Annotated in this window: 20 protein-coding genes; 5 read left to right on the forward strand and 15 right to left on the reverse strand. The window is 42.7% G+C overall.

The features are described from left to right. Positions 1-97 precede the first annotated feature (97 nt). Positions 98-928: a MurR/RpiR family transcriptional regulator gene (locus P22_RS05630; RefSeq protein WP_054259244.1), complete on the reverse strand. Its 831-nt coding sequence runs from the start codon at positions 926-928 to the stop codon at positions 98-100. A gap of 165 nt (positions 929-1,093) precedes the next feature. Here P22_RS05630 and P22_RS05635 point away from each other — a divergent pair, with 165 nt between their 5' ends. Continuing rightward, the gene (locus P22_RS05635) at positions 1,094-1,843 is read left to right on the forward strand and encodes a PHP domain-containing protein (protein ID WP_054259245.1); all 750 of its coding nucleotides are present in this window, start codon (positions 1,094-1,096) and stop codon (positions 1,841-1,843) included. Between the two features lie 158 nt (positions 1,844-2,001). Here P22_RS05635 and P22_RS05640 read toward each other — a convergent pair whose 3' ends face one another. The 4 genes from P22_RS05640 to P22_RS05655 are packed head-to-tail and all read right to left on the reverse strand — an operon-like array spanning position 2,002 to position 5,772. Further along, positions 2,002-2,682 carry a glycyl-radical enzyme activating protein gene (locus P22_RS05640; protein WP_054259246.1) on the reverse strand — a complete coding sequence of 227 codons (681 nt, stop codon included), beginning with the start codon at positions 2,680-2,682 and terminating at the stop codon, positions 2,002-2,004. Beyond that, positions 2,666-4,237 carry a pyruvate formate lyase family protein gene (locus tag P22_RS05645; RefSeq protein ID WP_054259247.1) on the reverse strand — a complete coding sequence of 524 codons (1,572 nt, stop codon included), beginning with the start codon at positions 4,235-4,237 and terminating at the stop codon, positions 2,666-2,668. Before P22_RS05645 ends, P22_RS05640 begins: the two co-directional genes overlap by 17 nt. A 1-nt stretch (position 4,238) precedes the next feature. Beyond that, a complete protein-coding gene (locus tag P22_RS05650) occupies positions 4,239-4,988 on the reverse strand; it encodes an N-acetylmannosamine-6-phosphate 2-epimerase (RefSeq protein ID WP_054259248.1) in 750 nt (249 codons plus the stop codon). Between the two features lie 22 nt (positions 4,989-5,010). Beyond that, a complete protein-coding gene (locus P22_RS05655; RefSeq protein WP_054259249.1) occupies positions 5,011-5,772 on the reverse strand; it encodes a DeoR/GlpR family DNA-binding transcription regulator in 762 nt (253 codons plus the stop codon). Between the two features lie 409 nt (positions 5,773-6,181). On the opposite strand from P22_RS05655, the gene P22_RS20410 reads away from it, so the two are divergent. The 3 genes from P22_RS20410 to P22_RS21535 all read left to right on the forward strand — a co-directional run bounded on the left by P22_RS20410 (position 6,182) and on the right by P22_RS21535 (position 7,787). Next, positions 6,182-6,331, forward strand: a complete 150-nt coding sequence (locus P22_RS20410; protein WP_156318864.1) for a hypothetical protein — start codon at positions 6,182-6,184, stop codon at positions 6,329-6,331. Between the two features lie 122 nt (positions 6,332-6,453). Then, positions 6,454-7,314 (forward strand): MATE family efflux transporter, encoded by an 861-nt coding sequence (locus P22_RS05660; protein WP_054259250.1) that lies wholly within the window; start codon positions 6,454-6,456, stop codon positions 7,312-7,314. Between the two features lie 17 nt (positions 7,315-7,331). Then, positions 7,332-7,787: an MATE family efflux transporter gene (locus tag P22_RS21535; protein ID WP_072169780.1), complete on the forward strand. Its 456-nt coding sequence runs from the start codon at positions 7,332-7,334 to the stop codon at positions 7,785-7,787. Positions 7,788-7,931: 144 nt separating this feature from the next. Here P22_RS21535 and P22_RS05670 read toward each other — a convergent pair whose 3' ends face one another. Together P22_RS05670 and P22_RS05675 are read right to left on the reverse strand one after the other, a co-directional pair. After that, the gene (locus P22_RS05670; protein ID WP_054259332.1) at positions 7,932-10,340 is read right to left on the reverse strand and encodes a glycyl radical protein; all 2,409 of its coding nucleotides are present in this window, start codon (positions 10,338-10,340) and stop codon (positions 7,932-7,934) included. Between the two features lie 25 nt (positions 10,341-10,365). Further along, positions 10,366-11,268: a glycyl-radical enzyme activating protein gene (locus P22_RS05675; RefSeq protein WP_054259252.1), complete on the reverse strand. Its 903-nt coding sequence runs from the start codon at positions 11,266-11,268 to the stop codon at positions 10,366-10,368. Between the two features lie 217 nt (positions 11,269-11,485). Here P22_RS05675 and P22_RS05680 point away from each other — a divergent pair, with 217 nt between their 5' ends. Next, on the forward strand, positions 11,486-12,247 hold the full coding sequence (locus tag P22_RS05680; RefSeq protein WP_054259253.1) for a DeoR/GlpR family DNA-binding transcription regulator: 762 nt from the start codon (positions 11,486-11,488) through the stop codon (positions 12,245-12,247). A gap of 69 nt (positions 12,248-12,316) precedes the next feature. Here the strand turns inward: P22_RS05680 and P22_RS05685 are convergent, their stop codons facing one another. The 8 genes from P22_RS05685 to P22_RS05720 form a co-directional block, all read right to left on the reverse strand. Continuing rightward, positions 12,317-13,522 (reverse strand): cation:proton antiporter, encoded by a 1,206-nt coding sequence (locus P22_RS05685; RefSeq protein ID WP_054259254.1) that lies wholly within the window; start codon positions 13,520-13,522, stop codon positions 12,317-12,319. Between the two features lie 2 nt (positions 13,523-13,524). Next, positions 13,525-14,022 (reverse strand): cation:proton antiporter regulatory subunit, encoded by a 498-nt coding sequence (locus P22_RS05690; RefSeq protein WP_054259255.1) that lies wholly within the window; start codon positions 14,020-14,022, stop codon positions 13,525-13,527. 300 nt (positions 14,023-14,322) lie between these two features. Continuing rightward, the gene (locus P22_RS05695) at positions 14,323-15,348 is read right to left on the reverse strand and encodes an ATP-grasp domain-containing protein (protein ID WP_054259256.1); all 1,026 of its coding nucleotides are present in this window, start codon (positions 15,346-15,348) and stop codon (positions 14,323-14,325) included. Beyond that, on the reverse strand, positions 15,345-16,031 hold the full coding sequence (locus tag P22_RS05700) for a WbqC family protein (RefSeq protein WP_054259257.1): 687 nt from the start codon (positions 16,029-16,031) through the stop codon (positions 15,345-15,347). The genes P22_RS05695 and P22_RS05700 overlap by 4 nt, the downstream gene beginning before the upstream one ends. A gap of 12 nt (positions 16,032-16,043) precedes the next feature. Next, complete coding sequence (locus P22_RS05705; RefSeq protein WP_054259258.1) at positions 16,044-17,126, reverse strand: DegT/DnrJ/EryC1/StrS family aminotransferase; 1,083 nt, start codon at positions 17,124-17,126, stop codon at positions 16,044-16,046. Continuing rightward, complete coding sequence (locus tag P22_RS05710; protein WP_054259259.1) at positions 17,127-17,972, reverse strand: UDP-3-O-acyl-N-acetylglucosamine deacetylase; 846 nt, start codon at positions 17,970-17,972, stop codon at positions 17,127-17,129. 10 nt (positions 17,973-17,982) lie between these two features. Then, the gene (locus P22_RS05715) at positions 17,983-18,945 is read right to left on the reverse strand and encodes a CgeB family protein (protein ID WP_054259260.1); all 963 of its coding nucleotides are present in this window, start codon (positions 18,943-18,945) and stop codon (positions 17,983-17,985) included. 11 nt (positions 18,946-18,956) lie between these two features. After that, on the reverse strand, positions 18,957-19,877 hold the full coding sequence (locus tag P22_RS05720; protein WP_054259261.1) for a GNAT family N-acetyltransferase: 921 nt from the start codon (positions 19,875-19,877) through the stop codon (positions 18,957-18,959). Positions 19,878-19,893: the final 16 nt, after the last annotated feature.

A 19,893-nucleotide genomic window follows, 5' to 3' on the forward strand; every position in this document is an offset into this window, starting at 1 on the left:
ACAGCCTTTAGGTTATCAAACGGTAAACTCTTTGTAAAATTTTCATCCAATTCTATCTTATGTAATTTTTTTTACAATCATTTACTTCCGCAACGGCCTATTTGGGCAATAGATCGGCGTAACGCTTACGCAGCCGGCTTAAATCATCCAGTTTGTGCAAATTTTTTTGCTCATCGCGCATGCACAGGCCAATGGTTAACGCTTCCACTAAAAAGGTAGGCGCAACCATGGAATGGAACTCCCAAAGCTCCCCCCGGCTGGCAAACAGCGCCAAATCGGCATTGGCAATAAAGTCACCGACCAGCCGGTCTGTAATCAGTAAGGTTCTGTACCCGGCTTGTTGTGCATGTTCCAATAATACCATAGTTTCCGGTAGTAGCTGGACAAAACAGATCACAACCACCAGATCCTCTTTTGATACATGCATAAGACTTTCATACAATTCATGCCCGCTTTTCGGCATCATCCGGATATCTATGCCAAAACGGGCCATGCGGAACTGCATCAGCCTGGCTATTCCCTCACTCGGCCCCGGACCATACAGATATACTCTGCGGGCGAGCGCAAACGCCTCCACCGCATCTTCAAAAACCGATGCTGACAAATTGCTCAACGTCTCCTGTAAATGATGAATGCAAACTTCCAGCATCTGGCCAAGCATTGCCGGTCTTTCCAGATTGTCTATAAAGTTTTTCAATTTGTTGGCCGGCGGTATTACCGTCATCTCATGCAAATTGCTTTTAAAGTCCTTCAGATTCTTGTATCCCACTGCTTTCCAGAAACGGGAAACAGAAGCAATACTAAGCTGCAGTTCATCGGCAATCTGTTGTTCGGTTAAAAATAAAACCCGTTGCTGGTTTTTTTGAATGAAATCGGCAATTTTCTGTTGCTTAGGTGACATTTTACCTACGTCCCATTCAAAATTCATAATGATCCTCCCTCCCTACATCCCACTTCCAGCATAGCACATTTCTCAACCTGTAATATTAATTTCATGTTAATTCTAATGATAGTATATTTACATCACAACCAGTTGGTATAAAATTAAAATCAAACTATGCAGTAAAGGTTGTACCTGACTGGAGGCCTATATATGAACATTGATTTTCATACTCATATTAAAATTTCCAAAAGCACATCTTTTTCGCTTACCTACTGTCAAACTATGTTTGCCAAAGCACAAAGCAGCGGACTGGATGCGCTTTGCCTGACCGAACATTTTAACACCTGTCAGTTTTTTGCCATCTATAACCTCCTGGACAAAATCTATCCCTACGAAAATGAATACTATCTGGTTAACGGGCTAAAAGTGTTTTGCGGCATGGAAGTGGACATCCGGGAGACAGGCCATCTGCTATTAATTGGACATAAAGCGGCTATTATTGAGCTGCGGACCCGGCTGATACCCTACGAAAATACAGACTTTATCCCGGCCGGGTTGTTGCTTGACTGGACTGCTTCCTATAATCTGCTTGCCATCGGTGCCCATCCTTTACGACAAAGTACACCACTGCAGCAGTTGCCGGAAAAAATACTGGAAAAGCTGGATGCCTTTGATCTTAACGGGCGCGACCTGTCCCATAACGGGCAACATTATCAGGCACATCTCCGTTCCTTTGCCGCCAAATATAAAAAGCCGATGGTTGCCGGCAGCGATACACATCATTATCTGCAATATGGCTGCGTGGTCAGCAGACTGCACGAGGATTGCCGCACCGTTACCCAGCTAAAGGATATGGTTGTCAAACAAAAGTATACAAACCATATTTCACCCAAGCTGGAAGCTAAAGTCCAAGCTGCAGAGGCAGCTAAACGGGCCTTCCTGCACCCCTGTCCTTCCTAACCTTGAAAATAGAATACCGTTACACCGCTTACACTCAAAAAAATCCCACTTCCGGCAAATGCCTTGAAGCGGGATTTTGCTGTTAAAATCGAATAGAGGCATCGACCGTATAGCAGCACGTCTCTAATATCGTTGTTACGTTGCCTTAATCAAACCACTCATCCGCCAATCACAATGGTTAAGCCCTTTGTTTCCGCTGCATCCAAAAACGTATTCAGCAATTTTTTATCTATGTTACCATCAATAAAATTATATTTTTTCCCAATCTGATTATACTTATTTTTTCCCAATGTATGGTACGGTAGTAAATGTACCTCTCTCACTTGGTATTGGACTGCCAGTGCAAACATCTGCCGCAATGTTTCGCCGTTGTCGTTAAACGTAGGTATTACAGGAATGCGCAGGATAAGCTTAGCCGGACTTTGGGCTGCAATGTATTCAAGGTTTTTCAGCACTTTATCTAATTCTGCTCCGGTAACTTCTTTTAATACCCTCCGGTCTGTATGCTTAAGATCAAATAAAAATAAATCGATATAGGGCTCAGCTTCAACCATTTTAGCCATATCTACATGGCCTGTGGTTTCAACTGCGATATGCAGCCCTTGTTGCTTGCTTTCCCTGATCAGAGTTAAAAATCCCTCATATTGCACGAAAGGCTCTCCGCCGGAAATAGTTAAGCCGCCATTGGATTCCTGATAATACTCCATGTCTTTCATTACTTCGGCTATTATTTCAGCTATCGTTCTGTTTATACCGGCAAAGCGTATGGCATTATGCGGGCATAAATCCCCGCATATCTGGCATTCGCCGCATAAGCCCCGGTTAATTCGTGCCGCCAAGATAACGCACCCCGCCGTCCAGTAAGGCTTTTCCTCTGGCGATGCAGTCATCCGTCAAAATACTTGTGAACAAAAAAGAAGCTTGCTCATTCATGATCTTATAGGAGTGCACTTGTGCCTGTGCCGCTAAATCAAAATAGTAATCCAACAGTCTTGTATACTGATTATAAAATTCGGCAAACGTTGTAAATGCTTCTACCGGCTTCATGCTGACAGGTCCGGATTTTTTTACATGATCTACCGGATCAATGCCTTCATTTAAAGCTATCGTCAGGAGCTTCAAAAGATTAATACAAGTATTGGGAGTTCCCGTGCTCTGTCCCTGGATGACAAATTCCCCGCAGCCGAAGGGGACATATTGCTCAGCCGTTTTTTCGTCTACATTCATAGCATACATAACTGCCGGAATATTTACTTCATCATTATACAAAGTCGGATAGGTTACTCCCGCCCCTAGTAAATCCAACGCTTGGTCAAAGATATCCTCCGGCGTATCCTTCGTTATTCTTAGTGTAAATTGTGGTTCTACATATCTGCATTCTTTGGTTACCTGCATTGCCAGTCTGGCGAACAGGTCGGCTGCATCGGGATTCTTCCGCCCCCTGCCGCCAACGATAATCCGGCCGTTAACAGTCGTCCTTCTATTTTCAATTAACGTCCACAAGGTTTTTAGATAACCATGTGCTTCTTTTTCCGTAATTACACCATTCTCCAGATCTTGCTTTAAGTATGGGCCCAGGTAATCATCCAGCCTTCCGTAGTTTATAACTCCCGCCAGTAATGCATATAACCAAACTAATTGCAAGGCTTGATGGAAGGTTTCCGGTTTGTTATTTTTTATTTTTTCTAAACTGGTATGAATTAGCTGCAGTTCTTTATTCCTGGCCGCATTTGCCGCTACGCAATGCCTTTCTACCATTTGCTGCAAATATTCCATGCATTCCACCAATAAATCCAGCGCCTGTAAGGCTGCTATATAAAAATAATTAGCCGAATCTTCCTGCAAGTGGTTATTGATAAGCTGCTTCAAGCCGCCAACGCCCAATGTCAGTAACCTGGGATAATCAAGCATCATACCGCTTAGCCTTGCCGTAGCAATAAGCGGATACTCACAGTCAACAAACCGGCCAATGGTAGCCTCCGTCAAAACATCTTTACCGTATAAAACCTTGGTATCATTTTCACTCCAGTAATTATAAAGCGTATCGATACGTTGTTTTATACCGTCATCGGTAAACTGCTCTTGAAATTCTCTCAATTTATGGAAAACGCAATAATGTCCAACGCCGCCAACCGAGGTTACACAACCAAAACCAACCGGCAAAAAATCCAAACGCCCGACAATCATATCCTCAGCTTCCATTTCTCTAAATAATACGGGATATATCGTCCTTAGGCATTGCACTTCCCGTAGTTCTTTCGGCAAGGCAGCGGTTTCTCTGTGCACCCGGGTATAATTCTCCATAATTTCCAACTGGGTCAGCAATGGCTTTTCACACGGCAGCTTTTTGCTGACCTCAACGTTTTGCACGCCATCGACATTAACCCTTTTCATATCAATGTTTACTCCTTTCGGCTTCGCGCCAGTTGCTTTTAAATCCGTTCAATAAATCCACAAACCGTTTTGCCGTAAGATGCGGCCGGGTAATGGCACTACCTACCACGACGGCGTGGGCCCCTAAAAAAATACATTTCATCGCATCTTCCGGCGTATAGACATGCCCTTCCATCATCATATACACCTCATCGCCGAAATCCCGGCACATACGGGCAAATTCTCTTAGATCCGGCTGTTCGATATGCTTGGTTTGCTCCGTATAACCATATAAAGTGGGCGCTACAATATCGGCGCCTAAAGCGATCGCCCGTTTCGCCTCGTCATAAGTGGAAATATCGGCAAAAACAATGGCTGCCGGTATTTCTTTTTTTACCAGCGGCAGCAACTCATAAGCCGGCCTTCCCTCCCGTGTAATCCTGCTGGTGCAGTCTAAGGCAATAATCTCGGCCCCTGCCTCCCAAACCTGTTTACAAGCCTCTAACGTCGGGGTAATAAACACATCGGTATCCTCACGCCAGATTTTATATAATCCGATTAGCGGTAAATCAACTTTGCCCTTAATCGCCTTGATCTGTTCCGGCGTGTTGGCACGAATGCCCACAGCACCGGCCCACTGAGCGGCTTCCGCCATTTTTACCACCATATCTTCCGTATAAATCGGATCATCCTTTTGCACCTGGCAGGATACGATTAATCCCCCTTTCATACTTTCCAGCAAATTTCTCTTATTTACTTCCGCTGTTTTCATACCCTCTCTCCTCACTGATCTTTTATTTACAAATAATCATGTTGTTAGGCTTTTTCTTGTTCGCCGGAAAACTATTTACAAACAAAGTATCAAAGTCCGTTACTTCAGCCCAAGTGGCTATCCCTTTTACCATGTATTTGGAGTCATCCACCAGAAGATGTTTGTGATTGGAGCGTTTCATAACAGCAGTTTTTATCGCCCCTATATCAAAATCCACTGTAAAAATTTCACCATGATCGAAGTCTACGCCGCTTGCACCCAAAAAGGCATGATCAAAGCGGAACCTGCCGATTTCATCCAGCGTAACCGGTCCAAGATTCATATCGTATTTTACCTGGAACTGACCGCCTAGCACATAAATTTCTCCCCGGAATTCTTTTGCTAATTTGCAAAGCAAAAAATTACTATTGGTGACTATTTTGATTTCCTTACCGGTTAGAAAAGGGATAAGATGGGTTGGTGTCGTGCCGGAATCAATAAATATGCAATCGCCGTTTTTAATGACTTCGGCTGCCCTCGCGCAAATCAATTGTTTTTCCGCAACATTAATCGATTCTTTTTCGCCGACAGGTATTTCCGTAATACTTGACAAGGTATGGGTCAATTCTTTGTTTATCGCCCCGCCGCGTTCCCTTTGTATTTTCCCCTGTTCTTCCAATATTTTCAGGTCTCTCTGAATGGTCGATACCGAGACTTTTAGCTCATCAGACAATTTTTTTATGGATACGGAAGGCTGTCTGTTTAATCTTTCGAGAACAAATAACAGTCTTTCTTTTGCCAGCATTCGCCTCACCTCTTCTTTTCATTATACTATTCTGCCCCCATTCAATCAATCATTTCTGTTCATTTTAATTCAAAATATATCTAAACAATTCATTTTAATTCAACAAATAAGCCTCTGCCGCTGATTACTCAAGGACGGCGAAATATATCGCGGGATGTATTTCATAATACGCATTAACAACATCTTCCCTTTTCTATTTTAAGAAAAGCATACTTGGCAAGAGTGCCAGGGAAAAACAACTTTCGAAAGAAGTGCTCAAAAAAAACTGATGATCGAAATTCATTGGAAGTGCTGACTTAATTACCGTTGAAAAACAGGGAACATCTTTGTTCTATGCGTTTTCTATTGACAAACCACTATATCCCCCATAAAATGTAAATTAAGTTCACTGTGAGAGGAGGCCAAGAGTATGCGTTTTGTTTCCGGCTATATGCTACATGAAGCAAAATCACCTGTTTGCGCAGTCAAATTAGTCATTCAGGGGATACGTATGTCCTTTTTTAAGCAAACAACCCATACCGGAAATAAGTACCGGATACTCTTGGCAATAAATAAGTAAAGGTCAAGCGAGTCATCACTGCTTGCCGCATTCAGAAAGCGGTTACGCTTTCCGGAGCATAATACTACTGTCAAAAGACGCCGGTCAGGTGTCTTTTTGTCTTTTCACAGGAGGTAAATGAATTGGAACAAATCATTAGTTATAAAAAAATTGCCGGGCTGGCATTGCCGTTGATCCTGGCTCAATCCGTCATTGTAATGAACGGCGTGATTGACCTGGCCTTTATTGGCCCCTTGGGGACCGCTGCCATTGCTGCCGTATCCATAGCGAATTCGTTATGCGCTACCCTCTTTAATTTTCTGGAAGGATTTCGTGTTGGCACAACAGTCCTAGTTGCCAAAGCTTCGTCTGCGAACGATGCATCAAGAATAACAGCCGTACTAAAAACCGGATTATTTCTGGCGTTTATGATTGGTATATTATTGGCTGTTTTTGCCCCGTATATCAGCAATATGGTTTACGCTATTGCCGGCAATGAGCAAATCAAATATCAGGGGCTGGATTATCTTAAAATATGGCTGTGGACCATGCCATTGATCTTATGTTCCTACGTGCTAGTCGGTTTCTTCCGGGGATTGAATGATACGGCAACACCGTTATGCAGCACCCTTGTAATTTGCTTGCTGAATATTGTATTTGCTTACCTTTTCGTCTATGGCGGCTTTGGTTTTCCCAGTCTGGGAGTTAAAGGATCGGCTCTGGCAACTATGATCGGCAATCTGGCCGGTTTACTAGTTATAATATATCTGGCATTTAAAAAACCACTAACAAACCAATATATTAACCTAAAACAACCGTTTTTCGGGCATATTCCGGAATATGTTTCTCTTGCCGTGGATGTTGGGTTAAACACCGGTTTTACCCTTCTGGCCTTGCTGCTTTTTGTTTATGTAATAAAGCCGCTGGGAGTTACTGCTTTGGCGGTGCATCAAATTACCCTGCAGGTTTTCAACCTTGCTTATCTTCCGGCTATGGTTTTTTAATTACAGCATCAATTATCGTGCCGCAATTATCGGAGCCCAAACAGGAACATCTTTTGCGGCCCACAATAAATCGAATAGCGAAAATGAGTCTTGGAACGGTCCTGCTTGCAAGCAGCCTAATCTTTTTCTTTGCATCAACGATTAGCAGCTTTTTCAGCCCCTCTGACAAACTAGTAGCAGAACAAGCGTCACATACACTAAAACTGGTTTGTCTGGGTCAATTATTTTCTTCTGTTTACATGGTAATGCGTGGTGCGCTTACCGGCTGCAGGGATACCCGTTTTATCGTTTACGAAGGCTTGTTTTCCAGCTATATAGTCTTTCTGCCGCTGGCCTATATATTGGCACTAAAATTAAACTACGGCATATACGGAGGGTATATGGCCTTCGTATTGTGGTGTATAACTGATTGTGCAGCACTCACTTTCAGGTTCTGCCAAAAAAGCCGGCGCAAAGTTTTACCGGCAGCCTAGATATCGTTTACTTTATCAATGTTATCACCCTGTACTTTAAAAATAAGCGACCTGAAGTCTCAATTAGAAGGCTTCGGGTCGCTTATTTGCAATTGTACATACAAACCGGTAGTAAATATAAGCGGTTCCACTTACGTTCCGTGCTTAATACCGTTGTTCTGTTCTGGAAATAATATCTGCCTGCGTAGTAGGATCAAGGGTAACAAACTGTGCGCAATAGCCAGCCACCCTGACAATAACATCCCGGTATTGCTCAGGATCTTTTTGAGCAGCTTTTAACGTTTCACTGGAGATAATATTAAATTGAATATGCCACCCTTTCATAGCAACAAAAGATTTAATTAAAGCAACAAACTTTTCAAACTGTCTTTCGCCTCTTACCAGTTCCGGTGGAAGTTTTTGATTAAGCAATTGCCCGCCGGTCATTAAAATCGTCGGTAATTTTACGAGGGATCGAAAGACCGCAGTCGGTCCTTTGACATCAGTCCCCTGAGCAGGCGATGCTCCTTCAGCGGCGGGAGTCCAGGCGTTTCGGCCATCAGGTGTGGCTGCCGTTACGCAGCCCATTGGCACATTGGAGGAAATCCCTGAGGTTGATAGTCCGTAAATTCCGCCAATCGGCCCGCGCCCATACCGGGTATTGGTATATTTCTCTATTTCATGAATATAGGATTCATAAATCTCTCTGGCAATTGCATCGGCATAATCATCATCATTACCATACTTAGGTGCCTGCCGGAGTATTTTTTGAATTCCGGCTCCTTCCAAGCCTCTAAAGTCATTGCCTATAGCTTGCAATACGTTTTCCGCTGTCAGCATTTTATCTTCAAATATCACCTTTTTGATTGCCGCCAAAGAATTGGCCGCATTAGCCAGTCCTACCTGCAGGCCGGAGACAATGTCATAAACGGCACCGCCCTCCTTGACACTCTTGCCACGTTCGATACAGTTGTTCACCAAAGAGGAACACAGAATATCGGGAAATTCTTCTAAATTATGATCGGCAATTTTATCCAGAACCACCGACAGTTTGGTGTAATATGCTATATTTTTCTTCCAGGCTGTCCATAACTCTTCATAACTTGTAAAGTCTGTAAGCCGGCCGTTTCCAGAAAGCAATGTCTTTCCGGTACGTTCATCAACACCATCCTGCAGGGTCAGCTCAATGACCTTCAGCAGATTCAGGAAACTCATACCTGTGCAGCGATATCCCCATTTACCGGGAACAGCTACTTCCACACAACCCACCATGGAGTAGTTGTAGGCATCCATATATGCTACACCCTTATTTAACAAGGCAGTAATAATGACCTCATCGGAATGAAGTGCCGGCATGCCAAACCCGGTGGCAATGACATTGGCACATTCCCTTACGAACTTTTCCGGACTGTTGGCGTGTAACCGCGCTGACAAATTAGGCTGCGTCAGCTTTATTTCGCCTACACTTTCCAGGATTAAGTAACTTAATTCATTTACCGCGTCGGAACCATCAGCATTAGAACCGCCAATCGTGACATTCTGATAAGTTGGATAGCCTGCTCCATAGCCGGAATGGGAAGTCGGCCTTATTTTTATGATCGAGAATAATTTTATCCACAGGCACTGCAGTAATTCCTTGGCAAACTCTGCGGTTGTCGCTGATTTTTGCAGATCTTGTTTATAGATCTCATATAAATATTGATCCATTCTTCCCAGAGAAGCCGAATGTCCATTGCTTTCAATCTGAATAACCAGATGAATAAACCAGACCATTTGTACAGCTTCATAAAAGCTTCTCGGCCTTTCGCCCGGAACCCGCCTACAAATTTCGGCGATGTTCAGAAGTTCTTCCCTGCAGGTAAGATCTTGTTCATTTGCTGCCAGCTTATTGGCCAGTTGTGCATAACGTTGGGCAAATGTTATTACACTCTCATTTACTATGATAACCGATTCCCAAAACGCTTTCTTCCGTAAAGCGCCGTTTTCACTGACATCCAGTCTATCCAACTGCTGCTGTGCCTCGGCGATAAATCCCTTCAACCCCAGTCGTAAAGCTTTGGCAAAATCAGGTATGATATGACCGTCTCCCGAAGTCATGTTCCCCTCGCCATGAATTACTTTTACTGTTATTGCGTTTTTTACATCTTCCGGCATGATTCCATAGCATTTGTCCCGTAATGTTTTTCCTTTCCAATACTGAATGATCTGCAACAATTCTTCTCTATGCTGTTCCGGCAGATAAAAATTGTCGCCTTCCCGCTGATTGAAATTTCCACTTTGCCTCAATTCCTTTTCAATCCACTCCACCGCATACTCAGGAAAAATCGGGGCTGTTCTTTCTTCAAAAGCCTGGTTGCCAACAAGCAGTTCACCCGGTTTGATGTAAATGGACATATTTTCCAGTGTCTTTTGCACCAGCCGTGCCCGTTTTATATAGACCGGCTGCGCTTCATTTTCCTGATACGCCTCCGTAGCATAACGGGCTCTTTCAACACATACCATCGGCGTCCGGGCCAAAACCGCCTCTCTTAACCGTTTTACCCTCTCACTTTTGATTTCATATTGTTTAAGCATTCCCTCTCCCTCTTTCCTATTTTTCTCATCCTCCCACATTGACGTACAAACCACCCCTTTCCAACTTTCTTTTTATTGTGGCAACCTGCTCCTTTTCGGGAGGCCCTGTTGTTTCCAGGCCATACGTTCTTCCCAGTTGTTTATATTTTTCCCGGCCCAGGGAATGGTAAGGCAATATGTGTATTTCCTTAATTCTGTTAGTCCCTGCAATTTCCATAATACGTTCTATATTGTCCTCGCCGTCATTTAGACCGGGTATCAGGGGAACACGAATAATAATATTGCCATGGCTTTCACCTAATCGTCTTAGATTTTCCAGTATGACTTGATTATCCACCCCGGTCAGTTTCTTATGTATTTCGTTATCGGCATGTTTGATATCAAACAGGATCAAATCACAATATTTTACTATGGCAAGAAGTGATTGCAAACTGCCAAATCCGCTGGTCTCTATTGCCGTATGAAAGTAATGTTCTTTACATTTTTTTAATAGGGCGCTCACAAAGGCTTCATGCATCAGCACCTCGCCACCGGAAATAGTAACACCTCCGCCGGATTGCTGATAAAAGATCATATCCCTGCTTACTTCTGCAAAAACGTCCTCCACATTCATCCATCTGCCGGCTAACGTTAAAGCTCCCGCCGGACAAACCCGCATACATTTACCGCAAAGCCTGCAATGATTCCGGTCAATCCGGATACCGTCATCTGCCAAGTTCAGCGTTCCCCAGTCACAAGCTTGCATACAACGGCCGCATTGAACGCATTTTCCCCGGTCATAATACAGTTCATTGTCCTTTTTTTGTGTCTGCGGATTAGCGCACCATAAACACGTTAAAGGACAGCCTTTTAAAAACACCACGCTTCGAATGCCCGGACCGTCATGCAGCGCATATCTTTCAATTTCACAAACCATTGCGCTTAGCATCAGCTCGTCATCCCCCTTTATCACATTTCATTTCTTATCTCCGCATCATCTGCTTAGCAATATTTATTACTATTTGTTATCATTTATTACTATTTATTATTATTTTATGCCTGATTTTTATCCCAGTCAACGATTTTCCTTCCAAATCAGTTTTATTTATTATTCTTTTTAGCTATAATTAAAGTAGTGTAATTTTATCTGCAGCGGAGGATACGGCATGTTTATCGAGGAAAGACGGCAAGAAATTTTGGCTTTATTAAAAAAAGACGAAAAGGTTGTTGTAAAAGAGCTAAGTGCTAAATTCGGCGTTAGCGAGGGAATGATCAGGAAAGACTTAAAAGAATTGGAAAAAACCGGGATGATCAAACGAACGTATGGCGGTGCTATACCGCAAAGAAATATGGCCGAAAACACCAGTATCAGCAATAGAATGATTAAAAATCTGGACTCTAAACGGGAAATTGCCAAAAAAGCCTTCGCCTTAATCGAAGAAATGGATACCGTTTTTCTGGATATATCCAGCATTAATTTCATTTTGGCTGAAATCATTGCCAAAAGCACAAAAAAAATAACCCTGCTCACCAATATGGTTGAGTTGAGTTCTTTATTTCGGGATAATGAGACAGTCAGCATGATTTGTATTGGTGGACTGTATAATAAAAAACTAGGTGGCGTAACCGGCTCGGAGGCAATAGAAAACATCGCAAAATACCGGGTCAATAAGGCATTTATCGGCAGCTGCGGAGTTAACCTTCTGGACAAGAGCATCAGTAATTTTGATGTAGAAGAGGGGCATACGAAAAAAGCCATTATCGCTGCTGCGAAAACCACTTATATTCTGCTGGAAAACGAAAAATTTCATTATGATGGAACTTATAAATTTGCCCGTTTAGAGAATGTTGGCGGCATTATTACGCAGACTACTCCCGCTGCAAAATTATGCGATACTATAAAAAAACTGGGTATTGCCTTACTCTAAAAATAAAAACTGCTTTCAGACCGACAGCTTGAAAGCAGTTTTTTTCTATATATGCGATTGACTTGCATCTTATTTAGCCAATCTTTTATTATCAAATTTAAAGATTTTGTTAAGCCAGGTGTAAATGGTTTTTGATTCTTTTGTCAGTAAAGGTCCCAGTATCGCCAACAGTAAAACATATAAAGCGGCGAAAGGCTGCAAAATCGGCAGTAAACCTCCTGCCTTACCCAAATTAGCGGTAATGATGGAAAACTCGCCGCGCGAAACAATGGTGAGTCCGATATTGGTAGAAGCTTTTGAAGATAAACCGGCACTTTTTCCGGCCAGTAATCCGGCAATTAAATTGCCCAAAATAGTGATAATAACAGCTCCAACGGCCAGCCAAACGGCTCCGCCTAAATTAAAGGGATCAATCGACAAGCCGAAGCTGAAAAAGAACAATGCGCCAAAAAAATCACGAAACGGCAGAATCATATGCTCAATTCTTTTCATATGCTCGGTTTCCGCAAGAATCAAACCGGCTAAAAGAGCACCTATAGCCTCAGCCACATGAATGGTTTCAGAAAAACCGGCGATCAAAAAGAGTGACGAAAAAACAAGCAGAATAAATAACTCATTAGACTGTACGGCCAGAAACTTATTTAAAAACGGCGTAATTTTACGGCCAATGAGCAGCATTCCCAGGATATAGAAAAGGGAAATCGCAGCCGATCCTATAACTCCCAAAATCGAGGTAGCACCACTTAGCAATAATCCGGAAAGAATGGATATATATATTGCCAGGAAAATATCTTCAAACATAATAATCCCTAAAATCATCTCAGTCTCAGGATTGGCGGTACGTTTAAGATCAACAAGAACCTTTGCTACAATGGCACTGGAGGAAATCGTCGTGATCCCTGCCATAACCATAACTTCTTTTGCCGGAAATCCAGCCGCAATTGCATAGGCTAATCCCAAGGTAAAATTAATCGCCAAATAGATGGTGCCGCCAATGACGATGGATCGTCCTGCCTTAATCAAACGTCCGACGGAAAACTCCAGCCCCAAATAAAACAGCAGGAATAAAACCCCAATCCTTCCCATAAATTCAATGATGTCGGCACTTTGGATAAAGCGCAAATCCAAAATGCCAAAATGCGGTGCATGGGGACCGACCAACATGCCAACAATGATATAGAACGGAACAATCGAAGAGCGAAGCTTGTTGGAAACAAAACCGGCAAAGGCTAGGAGAGCAATGGCTATGCCAATTTCAAATACGAGTATCTCCATAACTAGGATCCCCGGTCAACAAGAATATTTTTTAGAGCTTTGATTTGCTTTCTCTCCCCGGCAACAACCAGGGTGGCCTCTGCCTTAAGAACCTGCTCCGGTCCGGGGTTAACCGTCTGTGTCTGGTCTTTCTCAACAATCGCGATGACCGTTGCACCTGTTTGCTGGCGAATATTTAACTCACCAATGCTTTTGCCGATGCAAGGTGAACTGCTCTCTATCTTGTACCACTCAATAACTAGTTCATCCAAAGCCACTTCAATTGTTTCCAGAGCTTTCGGCTTGTAAGTCATACCGCCGATAATGGCAGCAGCTTGCCGGGCTTCATCATCCTCAAGTGTAAAGGATGTGATCATTTCATCCGGATCTTTGGAATCATAATGATAAATCTCTCTGCGCCCATCATCATGAACCACAAGGACCAATAAATCCCCTCCCCGAGTTAACATTTGATATTTTCTACCAATACCCGGAAGATCGGATTCTTTAATGCTAAACATGTAATTTCCTCCTAAATTTTGCACCTTAACTATTTGTCAGTACGATAAATTTTATTGATAAATAAAGCAAATGACATATTAAGTTAGTTTTTATTATATTTAACTGCCTAATAAAAGTCAAATCGTCCAATATCGCAAAATCTAGACAAATTTGAACTTTTTCAACTTAAAGTATAATCGATTTTACTATTTTAATCACCTAATCTCAACAATTCTGTTTAAACAGTAAACAACGGATGATGTCTGATATAAGAAAGCTAAAGCATCACCCGTTGTTATTTTGATTTGGTATCTGAATCCTTATTCTTCGTGCTCTCTATTAAATAGTTCCTGTAACTTAACAATTTTTTCGGTTGGTACCAGATAATCCACATACTGCCTTATCACGCTGCTTTTCAAAATTTTATTTTGGCTAATTGCTTCACCCAGTATTTCCGCCCTTACTAAAATTTCAGCCTCATTAACACCTAGTAAAGAACGCATTCCCGTGGAACTGCTGAAGCGAGGGTTTATTTCAAAAATATAAGGATTACCGTTTAAAAGCCGCAATTGAAAGTTGCTCGGACCATAAGGCTTTAAAACCTGGGCCACCTTTTTGCAGTAATCTGTGATCTCCAAAAAATCGCCCGATTCCGCCGACATCGTCATGCCTTCCTGCAAGTACCGCTTTAAGGTTATCCCTGACAGAATCCTGCCGTTGGTCCCGGTGCAAATACCGGTTGTAAATTCGCCACAGTCATCCGGTAAATATTGCTGGAGGATCATGTCTTTTTTGTTTTCGAGTAAAGGCTGAAGATCTTCATAGCGGTCAACAATATACATCCCCCGCGACCCAGCACCTCGTCTCGGTTTAATTACGATAGGAAATTGCACTGCTTTAATGAATTCGTCAATTTTCGTTTGGTCTTCCGGATATCGAATGGTAACCGGAAAGAAGAAGTTATTTTCTTTTAAAAAGTTCACCGTGAGCCATTTATCATTACATAGATCTAGGATCTCGGGAGAATTAATAAACACTTTGGCTCCTGTCATTTTTTCAATATCCAGTTTATTATAACTATAAAAAGCAAGTTCCTGGGAAGACGCAACAAAAACAGCCTGTATATTTTCCCTCTTAATAATACGTAACAAATTAGTTAGATATAGTTTCTCCTGGTGAGCAGGCGGTACAATATAAGCTTGGTGAGCAAGATACAGGCCCAAAGTCCGGGCGCTTATATCACAGGCTACCAGCTTTAAATCTAAATCTGATCGCAGTAAAGATTGGATAATGGCTACCCCGTAAAGAGACCCGGAACCCGATATCAAAACATTTACTGTTCTCATACGATCACCTGCTTGACAAGATAGTCCTTGCTTTTAGGTCCGCAGTTAAAAATCAAATCCACTGCCGACAAATTAGGAATGAAGTCTCCCCAGACCTGTGGGTAAACAGGATGCTTAAAATCCTGGTAAACCAGGCGAATGTTGTTATTCTCAAATGCCGCCTCGTCATTATACACCCGGGCTCCGTTACCGGATAGATAAATATCGGCTTTACATTGTTTACATAAACTGACAATAAGTTCCCCTTTATGGCCTTCAACTCCCGCTATTCCGGAGGCCCGTATCATTGGTGTATCAATTTCTAAAATTTCCCGGATAACATGGATCAACCGCAAGTTGAAATCAATCAAAAGTCTTCCCGGCGCTTCATAAATGGGAAGAAACAAGCTTTTGTATTTCTGCCAATAGGGCGAACGTGCATAGCAGGTTTGTAATGATCCCCAGTGATTGGAATACCACGGAAAATCATTTTGCAGGGCCGCATCTTTAATTAAACTCTTTTTTCTTTCAACTTGAACGCTTAATATCCGTTCTCCTTCGGGACCTTTTATTTTGTTTTTTTTGGTTACTTCTCTTCTTGAAAGCAGCACATCATCCAGAATGACAAATAAATCACAGGACATCATTTTATGAAAATATCCCAGCCATGGCAGATAATTCGGCTGATGTCCACTAATAATCACATGCAGTCCCCCTCAACGATAATTATTAATTACCTCAACGATAGTTGTTAAATCGTTTCGAAAAAGAGCCGGATGAACCGGAATGGAAACACAGGTGTTGGCCAGTTCCTCGGCAACCGGCCAAATGCCGGAACTGCAGGCCAGATTCTTATATGCAGGCTGTTTAGGTATGATTGTCGGATAGTAAATACCATAGCCAATTCCGTTAGCCTCCAGGGAAGCTGTAAAAGCCTCCCTGTTTTTTACTTTTAAAGTATATTGATGATAGACATGACTCCTATCTGAGGGCAGGACCGGTTTTTTGATCCATGGATTTGCTATATTTTCATCGTAGAATTTTGCATTCTCCCTTCTTTTCTGATTATATATATCCAGCTTCTTTAATTGCTCTACCCCAATAGCGGCATGAATATTGGTCATCCGATAATTATATCCCACCATTTCATGATAGTAGCGCCTGCTTTGTCCCTGATTAATTAGAATCCTTACTTTTTCTTCGATTACCGGATCATCGGTCAATACCATACCGCCTTCGCCGGAAGTCATATTTTTGGAAGGGTAAAAACTAAAAGCCGCAGCCTTGCCGAAAGTGCCTACCTTTTGCTCCTGATAAGTAGCTCCATGCGCCTGGGCACAATCTTCCAGAACAATGAGTTCATTTTGTTTCGCAATCTCCAGAATCGCCCCCATGTCCGCCGGCAATCCAAAGAGATGAACTATGATTACTGCTTTGGCTTCCGGGTGCTCTTTCACCGCAATACTTAATTGTGAAGGGGAGATAGTATAAGTTACCGGGTCAATATCAACAAACACCGGTGTGGCTTTGGTATATAAAATCGCATTAGCCGTAGCGATAAACGAGTAGGGGGTGGTTATAACCTTATCCCCGGCGCCGATACCCATAGCCCGCAAAATTGCATGAAGTGCGGTTGTGCCTGATGAAGTAGCAACGGCATAGCGGGAATTATGATACTGCTTAAATTGCTCTTCGAACTCATGAACATAACTGCCTGCTGCCAGCATACCGCTGCGCAAAACTTCAATAACCCGACTTTCCTCTTCTTTCCCTAATAACGGTCGCGCACAGGGAATCATTTAAATACCCTCCCTAATTTGCATTCTTAATTTCTGGCATAGTTGATTGTTATCTTTATGACCTGTCCTAATCCCCATAAAGTGCCCCTTTAGGGGGATCCCCAACGTATAAAGATCTCCCAGCATGTCTAATGCCTTATGTCTGGCCGGTTCATTATGCCATTGCAGATTTACAGGCCCATTGGAAAACACCAGACAATTCTCCATGTTTTTACCAATTAATTTGACAACTGCTTCATATTCGCTTTCCAGAATATACGATCTTGCTGGTGCCAGTTCCGAAGCAAAATCAAAAGAACCGTCAAATGCGAAATGGGCCAACTGGGTAGGAATTTCCTTATCCGGATAGTCAAGCAGGTACGTGAGAGTAAATTGCGGTGCGGGTAAAGCCATAAGAAAGCGGTCATAACGCCTTCCTTGATGAAAAAATGAGTTTGTGATAAAAACCGGTTCTTGCAGACAAAAACATTTTTTTGGCATATCTTGTAAAACAGGCTCTGCCTTTAAAAGAGCATGAACAAACCCCCGGCTGCTGAAGCTGCTGACAACCGGAATACAGGGACTGTTCAGGCAAATCTTTAAATTATCCAATTCCAGCCCTGCAATGGCCGCCAGCAAGTGCTCGGTATGTTCAATACGTATATCGTTTTTAACCAGCGAAGTCCAACGGAAATCTACTCTTGCATGTTCAGGCTGGCAGGGAACTTCCGGATGCCCCGGTAGATCTTCCCGGACAAAAACAATTCCCGTATCCGGCGGCGCCGGGTGAAACGTTACTGTGGATTCGCTTTGTCCGGTAATACAAATGCCGCTACAACAGACCGTTCGTTTTATAGTTTTTTGCATGGTTTCTCTCCTACTTTTCGCTCGTAATCTTGAGGATTTGGGCCGCCCTATCCGTGTACGTATTCTGGTAAGAATAGACTTCACGCTGACCTTGTAAAGCAATTGTTTCCCTCTCGTTTCCTTGTTTCAGGTAATAATCCACCAAACGTAAAGTATCCTCTTCCGATTGAGCAACTACCAAATGTTTTCCTGGCGTAAACTTTTCTAAAACGGCAGTAGTGGCCGGTGCCAGGAGAAATCCCCGGGCACCCAGAATTTCGTAAGTTCGTGAGGTCAGTTCTGTTATTACATTCTGAAACCCGAGGATAATTTTAGCCGAACTGTACACGCGATTTGTTTCCAGATAGGATAAATTTCCCCGAAAATGCCGGGAGTCCACGTTAAATCCAACAATAGCCGGGTCCAATTTGTCCCACCGCTTGCCCCAGATGGCTACATCATACCCCCGCTCCACTAGCGGCTTTAACAATATCCGGGCACTGTCCCTGCGATAGGAACTCCAGGTTACCCCTGCGGTGGCTACAAGGGCGATATCACATTTATACTTCTCCACAGGTTCGGCAGGCTGGTGAAATTCAGGATTACAGGCCCATGGCAAATAATAAGCTTTAAAACCAAGTTGGTTATAGAAAGGTACTGTTTCCCTATCGATTGTAAAAATATATTCTGGTTTTGCTGCTTTAATGTAGGGTAATGACCATTCATCTGTCCAGCGGGGATCTTCTGTCGCCCAATATGCATGCTTTAAATGATGTTTATCGACAATTTTACCCAGTAAGTTAAGCTTTGAATTGGTGTGTATTTTGGTCCACCCGGCAGTTACCACAAGGTCTGGATGATATTCCGCCAGCAATTGCTCCAGTTCTTTCTCTACAATATTTGTTAATATTTTTACTTCACATCCGTTTCTTGCAAAACCGACTGGCAACCCCAGCAAATACTGATGATCCACATCAATAAAAAGTATCTTCACAAAACCACCTCCTATGATAAATTAAGACAGTACGCTTCCCTTAATACACCGCGCCCGCCAAATTTCTCCTTGAATTCAAACAGCCCCTGATTTATCTTTATCCCTTTAGCTTCTGTAGAAATACCCCAGTCTAAGTAACAGTAGCCATTTTCCCTACCCCAGTCAATCAATCTGTAAAATAATAGTTCAAGTGAGCGAAGATTTTGATATCTGCTATTACTGGCAATATAGAAACAATTAATAACCCGGCTGTTCAGCAGAAAGGCAACTACTCCGCTAATCATTTCTCCTTCCTGAAAAGCGGCAAAGAGCTTTATTGCCCCGGGGCACCTATTTGTTAAATCAAGGATTTCCGCCAATGTGTGGGTAGGATGAGCATGATGCTTTTGTTCCAGATTCTCTGCCAGAATACGCCAATAAGCAGCAAAATCATTACTTTCTTCTATGTTTACACCGTACTTTTGTGCCTTACGGATATTCCTTCGGGTACTCTCAATCAAATTCTCCGATGCGTTAGCAATCTCTTTTATCGGCAATGCCGTCGCTAATTCGGAACTGCTTAGAGAAAAACCGGAATACCGTAAGACAAAGTCTATTTCATCACTTGGCCAGGAATGATAAATGCGAGGAACCATTTTAATTTCTATTGCGTTAAAAAGATTGGACTTACAGTATTCCGTTAATAAAGTTACCAGCTCTGTTGCTTCAGCGATGCCAAGCCTTTTGTCAACAATGATTCCGCCATGCGATGCTCCCGGGTAAGACGAAAACACTTTTTTTTGACCTTCCATAACCTGAGCTGCCGGTATTACAGCAATTAATTCTCCATGAGATTTGTAAACCATCACAGAGCAATCAACAAACCGCCCTGGCGGGTGATAGTTTAGAAAAGTCCGCTGCTGCATAAACGTACCGTTCCGGGAGGATGCCACAAAATCATCCCAGCTC

It is taken from the genome of Propionispora sp. 2/2-37 (assembly GCF_001298735.1).
Lineage (GTDB): Bacteria > Bacillota > Negativicutes > Propionisporales > Propionisporaceae > Propionispora.

What these genes read in the sequence shown, in the direction of transcription:
- P22_RS05630 (WP_054259244.1), bottom strand. Translation starts at nt 928, where the DNA reads ATGAATTTTGAATGGGACGTAGGTAAAATGTCACCTAAGCAACAGAAA.
- P22_RS05705 (WP_054259258.1), bottom strand. Translation starts at nt 17,126, where the DNA reads ATGATTCCCTGTGCGCGACCGTTATTAGGGAAAGAAGAGGAAAGTCGG.
- P22_RS05675 (WP_054259252.1), bottom strand. Translation starts at nt 11,268, where the DNA reads ATGCTAAGCGCAATGGTTTGTGAAATTGAAAGATATGCGCTGCATGAC.
- P22_RS05695 (WP_054259256.1), bottom strand. Translation starts at nt 15,348, where the DNA reads ATGAGAACAGTAAATGTTTTGATATCGGGTTCCGGGTCTCTTTACGGG.
- P22_RS05655 (WP_054259249.1), bottom strand. Translation starts at nt 5,772, where the DNA reads ATGCTGGCAAAAGAAAGACTGTTATTTGTTCTCGAAAGATTAAACAGA.
- P22_RS05670 (WP_054259332.1), bottom strand. Translation starts at nt 10,340, where the DNA reads ATGCTTAAACAATATGAAATCAAAAGTGAGAGGGTAAAACGGTTAAGA.
- P22_RS20410 (WP_156318864.1), top strand. Translation starts at nt 6,182, where the DNA reads ATGCGTTTTGTTTCCGGCTATATGCTACATGAAGCAAAATCACCTGTT.
- P22_RS05645 (WP_054259247.1), bottom strand. Translation starts at nt 4,237, where the DNA reads ATGAAAAGGGTTAATGTCGATGGCGTGCAAAACGTTGAGGTCAGCAAA.
- P22_RS05690 (WP_054259255.1), bottom strand. Translation starts at nt 14,022, where the DNA reads ATGTTTAGCATTAAAGAATCCGATCTTCCGGGTATTGGTAGAAAATAT.
- P22_RS05635 (WP_054259245.1), top strand. Translation starts at nt 1,094, where the DNA reads ATGAACATTGATTTTCATACTCATATTAAAATTTCCAAAAGCACATCT.
- P22_RS05710 (WP_054259259.1), bottom strand. Translation starts at nt 17,972, where the DNA reads ATGCAAAAAACTATAAAACGAACGGTCTGTTGTAGCGGCATTTGTATT.
- P22_RS05680 (WP_054259253.1), top strand. Translation starts at nt 11,486, where the DNA reads ATGTTTATCGAGGAAAGACGGCAAGAAATTTTGGCTTTATTAAAAAAA.
- P22_RS05685 (WP_054259254.1), bottom strand. Translation starts at nt 13,522, where the DNA reads ATGGAGATACTCGTATTTGAAATTGGCATAGCCATTGCTCTCCTAGCC.
- P22_RS05650 (WP_054259248.1), bottom strand. Translation starts at nt 4,988, where the DNA reads ATGAAAACAGCGGAAGTAAATAAGAGAAATTTGCTGGAAAGTATGAAA.